Source organism: Candidatus Hydrogenedentota bacterium, assembly GCA_013359265.1.
Taxonomy (GTDB): domain Bacteria; phylum Hydrogenedentota; class Hydrogenedentia; order Hydrogenedentales; family SLHB01; genus JABWCD01.
In genome coordinates, this window is record JABWCD010000053.1 from 1 (window position 1) to 1,698 (window position 1,698).

Below are 1,698 nucleotides of genomic sequence, written 5' to 3' on the forward strand. Positions count from 1 at the left end.
TTGGACAGCGCCACTTTAGAGAGTGATAGCACGGTTAAGTTCTTTGTTGCTGGGTACTTATGTTGAATCGAAGAGTTCGTATTTGAAGGGCGAGCGAAAAAGACGATCCTCCTGCTTCGTTTGGCAAGTCGCAAGGACTGCACAGGAGGACCGTCAAGGATGACATTAGAACAGATTTCGGCACTCGGACGGAAGCTGACTTTGTTTCTCGCGTTGTTCGCCGATTGTTTTGGGCGACGCGAGGGGCGGGGATTGCTGCGGGTTTATGTGAAGGGGCAGTTGTCGAATTTGCACCGCAAGACGGCCGAAGCCATCGCCTTGGGGTTCCGCGCGGCGCCGCGGACGTTGCAGCGCTTTCTCGAATCGATCCAGTGGGATGAAGAACGACTCCGCGACCGCTGCCAGCAGATCGTCGCTCGCGACCACGCGCACGCCGAGGCCATCGGCTGCGTCGACGAGTCGGGCACGGCCAAGAGCGGCAAAGAGACCGTGGGCGTTGGCCGGCAATACAACGGCAACCGCGGCAAGATCGACAACTGCGTGGTGGGCGTGCATCTCAGCTACGCGGCGGCCGGCTTTCAAGTGTTGCTCGACAGCGCGGTGTACTTGCCCGAAGACTTTGCGAACGATCCCGCGCGCCGAAAAAAACTTACGTGCCCGAGGAGATCGCGTTCCGCACCAAGCCGCAGATCGCGGTGGAGTTGATCGACCGCGCGTTGCACAACGGCGTGCGGGTTTCGGCCTGGACCTTCGACGAGTTTTACGGCCGCGACGGGAAGTTTCTCGGCGCGCTGGAAGATCGCCAGCAGGTGTTCGTGGGCGAGATTCCCGTCGACTTTCACGGCTGGGTGAACAAGCCCGCCGTACTCCGCCGAGAGCCGAGAAACGCGGGAAAACGCGGGCGGCGCAAGGAGTATCCGCGGGTGGCGCGTCGCGCGGCTTCCAGCGAAGTCAGCGCGCTGTTGCGTTACTCACCCGTGTTCCGCGAGCAGAAGTGGCAGCGATACCGCATCAAAGACACCGATAAAGGTCCGGAGGTGTGGGAAGTGAAGTGGGCCGTGTTCTGGCGGAAGGACCAGCGCGGCTTGCCGACGCGGCGGCATTGTCTGATCGCGGCCCGCAGCGTGCTGACCGGCGAGGTGAAATATTTTCTGAGCAATCGCGTACCGGACGAAATCAACCCGGTGACCGGGCAGTACATCACCTTGCGGTTCCTGCTGCGTGTCGCGTTCGGTCGCTCGTCGATCGAGAGTTGCTTTCGCGAAGCGAAGGAAGAGTTGGGCCTGGACCATTACGAAGTCCGCGGCTGGCGTTGCGTGCATCGACACTTCTACGTGACGCAACTCAGCCACCTGTTCTGCGCCCGCGTGCGGCAGGAGAACGACGCCTCGTCCGCGGACAAGCTCGACCGGATCACGATCGAACAGGTGCGCAGCGCGATGGACGTCTGGCTCGACGCCGCCGACTTGCCCCCTGCCGCCCGTCGCCAGCGCTACGAACAGGAACTCCAAAAGCAGCAATACCACCAGCGACGCAACAAGCAGGCCCGCGCCTCTCACACCAGGACGAGACTCGCACAACTGCAAGCGCTCGGCGTCGACGTCAGCCACCTCAAATCCTGCATCCCAGAAACGTGACCCAGAACCCTACCAACAAACAACTTCCAACAATCCCCCGCGCCAAAGTGGCGCTGTCCAA

General features: G+C 61.4%; 2 protein-coding genes. Both read left to right on the forward strand.

Annotated elements, in window-relative coordinates:
- Nucleotides 1-159 precede the first annotated feature (159 nt).
- Nucleotides 160-705 carry a transposase gene (locus HUU46_25350; GenBank protein NUM56970.1) on the forward strand — a complete coding sequence of 182 codons (546 nt, stop codon included), beginning with the start codon at nucleotides 160-162 and terminating at the stop codon, nucleotides 703-705.
- Nucleotides 654-1,637 (forward strand): transposase, encoded by a 984-nt coding sequence (locus HUU46_25355; protein ID NUM56971.1) that lies wholly within the window; start codon nucleotides 654-656, stop codon nucleotides 1,635-1,637. Before HUU46_25350 ends, HUU46_25355 begins: the two co-directional genes overlap by 52 nt.
- Nucleotides 1,638-1,698: the final 61 nt, after the last annotated feature.